Origin of the sequence: Pseudonocardia lacus (assembly GCF_018531445.1) — a bacterium.
GTDB classification, from domain to species: Bacteria; Actinomycetota; Actinomycetes; order Mycobacteriales; family Pseudonocardiaceae; genus Pseudonocardia; species Pseudonocardia lacus.
The window spans coordinates 1-5,867 of record NZ_JAHDTH010000316.1 but is presented as its reverse complement, the minus strand read 5'-3'; the positions used below and the strand labels follow the sequence as shown (position 1 = coordinate 5,867).

The window sequence follows — 5,867 nt, the reverse complement described above, 5'->3', positions numbered from 1 at the left end:
TGGATGGTGTGTGGGTGTCTTTTGAGAACTCAACAGTGTGTCGAGCTATTGTTTTCTGGTTTTGGTTTTGTGCCAGATATGTTCGGCTGTGCGAGTGCGTACCCCGTGCGTTGCTTGTGCAGTGGTTTTGCCAGGTTTTGTTGGAGAGTTTGATCCTGGCTCAGGACGAACGCTGGCGGCGTGCTTAACACATGCAAGTCGAGCGGTAAGGCCCTTCGGGGTACACGAGCGGCGAACGGGTGAGTAACACGTGGGTGACCTGCCCCCAACTCTGGGATAAGCCCGGGAAACTGGGTCTAATACCGGATATGACCTCTCATCGCATGGTGTGGGGTGGAAAGTTTTTCGGTTGGGGATGGGCCCGCGGCCTATCAGCTTGTTGGTGGGGTGATGGCCTACCAAGGCGACGACGGGTAGCCGGCCTGAGAGGGCGACCGGCCACACTGGGACTGAGACACGGCCCAGACTCCTACGGGAGGCAGCAGTGGGGAATATTGCGCAATGGGCGGAAGCCTGACGCAGCGACGCCGCGTGGGGGATGACGGCCTTCGGGTTGTAAACCTCTTTCGCCAGGGACGAAGCGTGAGTGACGGTACCTGGATAAGAAGCACCGGCCAACTACGTGCCAGCAGCCGCGGTAATACGTAGGGTGCGAGCGTTGTCCGGAATTATTGGGCGTAAAGAGCTCGTAGGCGGTCTGTCGCGTCGGTCGTGAAAACTTGGGGCTTAACCCTGAGCTTGCGGTCGATACGGGCATGACTGGAGTTCGGCAGGGGAGACTGGAATTCCTGGTGTAGCGGTGAAATGCGCAGATATCAGGAGGAACACCGGTGGCGAAGGCGGGTCTCTGGGCCGATACTGACGCTGAGGAGCGAAAGCGTGGGGAGCGAACAGGATTAGATACCCTGGTAGTCCACGCCGTAAACGGTGGGCGCTAGGTGTGGGGGCCATTCCACGGTCTCTGTGCCGCAGCTAACGCATTAAGCGCCCCGCCTGGGGAGTACGGCCGCAAGGCTAAAACTCAAAGGAATTGACGGGGGCCCGCACAAGCGGCGGAGCATGTGGATTAATTCGATGCAACGCGAAGAACCTTACCTGGGTTTGACATGCGCCAGACGCGTCTAGAGATAGGCGTTCCCTTGTGGCTGGTGTGCAGGTGGTGCATGGCTGTCGTCAGCTCGTGTCGTGAGATGTTGGGTTAAGTCCCGCAACGAGCGCAACCCTCGTTCCATGTTGCCAGCGCGTTATGGCGGGGACTCATGGGAGACTGCCGGGGTCAACTCGGAGGAAGGTGGGGATGACGTCAAGTCATCATGCCCCTTATGTCCAGGGCTTCACACATGCTACAATGGCCAGTACAGAGGGCTGCGAGACCGTGAGGTGGAGCGAATCCCTTAAAGCTGGTCTCAGTTCGGATCGGGGTCTGCAACTCGACCCCGTGAAGTTGGAGTCGCTAGTAATCGCAGATCAGCAACGCTGCGGTGAATACGTTCCCGGGCCTTGTACACACCGCCCGTCACGTCACGAAAGTTGGTAACACCCGAAGCCGACGGCCTAACCCCGCTTGCGGGGAGGGAGTTGTCGAAGGTGGGACTGGCGATTGGGACGAAGTCGTAACAAGGTAGCCGTACCGGAAGGTGCGGCTGGATCACCTCCTTTCTAAGGAGTCTCACCGTGTTGGTGGGATGAACCAGCTCGGATGTCTACTGGCCGCAAGGCTGGTGGAAGGACGTGGCTGGTTTTCCTTATCACTGATTCCACAGTTGGTCGAACGCGCTTCGGCGCGGAGCTGGCTGTGGCTGGGTGGAACACGAGACCGATGCAGTCCTGGAAGACTTGCGCTTGGCACACTGTTGGGTCCTGAGAAGACACCTGTTGGGGTTTTCTTGGTATGGCTGCTCCTGGCCTGGACCGTCTAACGCATCCCGAAGTCTCATGGAGGTTTCATGGTGGGTGGGTGTGGTGGTGGTTCGTCACGTTGGGGTGTGGTTGTGTGTTGAGTGTTGCATAGTGGATGCGAGCATCTTGTTGTGGTGAAGTGTGTAAGAGCACATGGTGGATGTCTTGGCATCAGGAGCCGATGAAGGACGTGGGAGGCCGCGATAGTCCTCGGGGAGTTGTCAACCTAGCTGTGATCCGAGGGTGTCCGAATGGGGAAACCCAGCGCCCGTCATGGGGCGTTACCAGCATCTGAATTCATAGGGTGTTGGGGGGAACGTGGGGAAGTGAAACATCTCAGTACCCACAGGAAGAGAAAACAACAGTGATTCCGTGAGTAGTGGCGAGCGAAAGCGGATGAGGCTAAACCTGTGCTGTGTCAAGCCGGCAGGCGTTGCAGTGTGGGTGTTGTGGGACCAGCCGTATCATTTCTGCCGAGATGGTGATCATGGTGGTGTGTGTTAGCGGAAGACCTCTGGAAAGGGTTGCCGTAGTGGGTGAGAGCCCCGTACGCGAAAATGCACATGCTGTGTTGGGTTGTGTTCCCGAGTAGCAGCGGGCTCGTGGAATCTGCTGTGAATCTGCCGGGACCACCCGGTAAGCCTAAATACTCCCTGGTGACCGATAGCGGACTAGTACCGTGAGGGAAAGATGAAAAGTACCCCGGGAGGGGAGTGAAATAGTACCTGAAACCGTGTGCTTACAAGCCGTCAGAGCTGGCTTTTGTTGGTGATGGCGTGCCTTTTGAAGAATGAGCCTGCGAGTTATGCTTCGTGGCGAGGTTAACCTGTTGTGGGGTAGCCGTAGCGAAAGCGAGTCTGAATAGGGCGTGTAGTCGCGGGGTGTAGACCCGAAGCGGAGTGATCTACCCATGGCCAGGGTGAAGCGGCTGTAAGAGGTCGTGGAGGCCCGAACCCACCAGGGTTGAAAACCTGGGGGATGAGCTGTGGGTAGGGGTGAAAGGCCAATCAAACTCCGTGATAGCTGGTTCTCCCCGAAATGCATTTAGGTGCAGCGTCGTGTGGTGGGTGCCGGAGGTAGAGCACTGGATGGGCTAGGGGGCCGACAAGCTTACTGAACTCAGCCAAACTCCGAATGCCGGTACTTTTAGCGCGGCAGTGAGACTGCGGGGGATAAGCTTCGTAGTCGAGAGGGAAACAGCCCAGATCACCGGCTAAGGCCCCTAAGCGTGTGCTAAGTGGGAAAGGATGTGGGATCGCCCGGACAACCAGGAGGTTGGCTTAGAAGCAGCCACCCTTTAAAGAGTGCGTAATAGCTCACTGGTCAAGTGGTCCTGCGCCGACAATGTAGCGGGGCTCAAGTGCACCGCCGAAGCCGTGGCAACATCATAGGTAACCCGCTTCAGTCTTCGGGCTGTTGTGTAGTTGTGGTGTTGGGTAGGGGAGCGTCATGCATCCGGTGAAGCCTCGGGGTGACCCAGGGGTGGAGGGTGTGTGAGTGAGAATGCAGGCATGAGTAGCGAATGCAGAGTGAGAATCTCTGCCGCCGAATGACCAAGGGTTCCTGGGCCAGGTTGTTCCGCCCAGGGTGAGCCGGGACCTAAGGCGAGGCCGACAGGCGTAGTCGATGGACAACGGGTTGATATTCCCGTGCTCGTGATAGTGCGCCCGTGCTGAGGCCAGTGATGCTAACCATCCGAACCCGCTTACCGACCTTCGGGTTGGTTTGTTGGGGGAGCGTGGGGCCCGAGCTGGTAGTAGGCAAGCGATGGGGTGACGCAGGAGGGTAGCTCCGCCAGGCGTTGGTTGTCCTGGTGCAAGCCTGTAGCTCGAGGACCAGGTAAATCCGGTTCTCTGCCTTTGATGGCGTGGGTGAGAGGTGATGCGTAGCCGATTGAGGCGAAGTAGGGTGATCCCATGCTGCCGAGAAAAGCCTCTAGCGAGTGCTGTTGCGGCCCGTACCCTAAACCGACACAGGTGGTCAGGTAGAGAATACCGAGGCGATCGAGTGAACTGTGGTTAAGGAACTCGGCAAAATACCTCCGTAACTTCGGGAGAAGGAGGACCGTCTGGCTTGAAGCCCTTCGCGGGCTAGGGTTGGGCGGTCGCAGAGACCAGGCCCAAGCGACTGTTTACTAAAAACACAGGTCCGTGCGAAGTCGTAAGACGATGTATACGGACTGACGCCTGCCCGGTGCTGGAACGTTAAGAGGACCTGTTAGCTCTTCGGGGCGAAGCGGAGAATTTAAGCGCCAGTAAACGGCGGTGGTAACTATAACCATCCTAAGGTAGCGAAATTCCTTGTCGGGTAAGTTCCGACCTGCACGAATGGCGTAACGACTTGGGCGCTGTCTCGACCACAGACTCGGCGAAATTGCATTACGAGTAAAGATGCTCGTTACGCGCGGCAGGACGGAAAGACCCCGGGACCTTTACTACAGCTTGGTATTGGTGCTCGGTTCGGCTTGTGTAGGATAGGTGGGAGACTGTGAAGCGTTCACGCTAGTGGGTGTGGAGTCGTTCTTGAAATACCACTCTGGTCGAATTGGGTGTCTGAACCTCGGGCCATGATCTGGTTCAGGGACAGTGCCTGGTGGGTAGTTTAACTGGGGCGGTTGCCTCCCAAAGAGTAACGGAGGCGCCCAAAGGTTCCCTCAGCCTGGTTGGCAATCAGGTGTTGAGTGTAAGTGCACAAGGGAGCTTGACTGTGAGACTGACGGGTCGAGCAGGGACGAAAGTCGGGACTAGTGATCCGGCACCTCCTGGTGGAAGGGGTGTCGCTCAACGGATAAAAGGTACCCCGGGGATAACAGGCTGATCTTGCCCAAGAGTCCATATCGACGGCATGGTTTGGCACCTCGATGTCGGCTCGTCGCATCCTGGGGCTGGAGTCGGTCCCAAGGGTTGGGCTGTTCGCCCATTAAAGCGGTACGCGAGCTGGGTTTAGAACGTCGTGAGACAGTTCGGTCCCTATCCGCCGCGCGCGTAGGATACTTGAGGAAGGCTGTCCCTAGTACGAGAGGACCGGGACGGACGAACCTCTGGTGTGCCAGTTGTCCCGCCAGGGGCATGGCTGGTTGGCTATGTTCGGAAGGGATAACCGCTGAAGGCATCTAAGCGGGAAGCTCGTTCCAAGATGAGGTATCCCACCACCTTTGCGTGGGTAAGGCCCCCTAGAGACCATGGGGTTGATAGGCCAGAGATGGAAGCCTCGTGAGGGGTGGAGTTGACTGGTACTAATAGGCCGAGGGCTTGACCACAACATTTTGTTCGCATCCACTGTGTGACCCTGAGCACACAACCATGAGCAGCGTCTATCTATGTGATTTTGGATAGTGTTGTCGGTGGTTGTGGCGGAGGGGGTACGCCCGGTCCCATCCCGAACCCGGAAGCTAAGCCCTCCAGCGCCGATGGTACTGCACTCGTCAGGGTGTGGGAGAGTAGGTCGCCGCCGACATTCAACATGGGGGGATCCTGTTTTCAGGATCCGGGCCCTTTTTTCGTGCTCATTTCCGCCGGCCGGGACGAGGCCCCGGGTGGGCGGCCGGGCGCCGCGCGGCGAGCGCTCTGTATCATCGACAGGTGAGTATCGCGGATGGTTCCGGCGATAACCGTCCGCGGCGAGACGACCGCGGCGGCGCACGGAACCCCAAGGACCGGAACGACCGCAGCGGCGGGCGGGAATCCCGCTCGTCGGGCGGGCAGCAGGGACGCTCGGATCGCGGAGACCGCCCCCACGGCGGCTCCCGCACGGGCAGCGGCTGGGCCGGCCGCGACGACCGCCGCGGCTCGGGCGACCGCACCGGCGGTGCGCGCCGCGACGACCGGCGCGACGACGCCGGGCGTGAGCGTCCCCGCCGCTCCTGGCAGGACGACCGCGACGACCGCCGCCCTGCGCGCTCGAACGACAGCGGCGACCGCCGCGGCTCCGGCTGGACCCCGCGGCCCGCCCGCGGCCGCGGCCGGCCG

At 59.4% G+C, this 5,867-nt stretch carries 3 rRNA genes; all 3 read left to right on the top strand.

Going from position 1 to position 5,867, the window contains the following annotated elements:
* The first annotated feature begins 137 nt into the window (after positions 1 to 137).
* The 3 genes from KIK08_RS36650 (at position 138) to rrf (ending at position 5,355) form a co-directional block, all read left to right on the top strand.
* Positions 138 to 1,659, top strand: a 16S ribosomal RNA gene (locus KIK08_RS36650).
* Between the two features lie 373 nt (positions 1,660 to 2,032).
* Positions 2,033 to 5,158 (top strand): 23S ribosomal RNA (locus KIK08_RS36645).
* A gap of 80 nt (positions 5,159 to 5,238) precedes the next feature.
* Positions 5,239 to 5,355 (top strand): 5S ribosomal RNA (gene rrf / locus KIK08_RS36640).
* The 16S, 23S and 5S rRNA genes sit together here, the layout of an rRNA operon.
* The last annotated feature ends 512 nt before the right edge of the window (positions 5,356 to 5,867 follow it).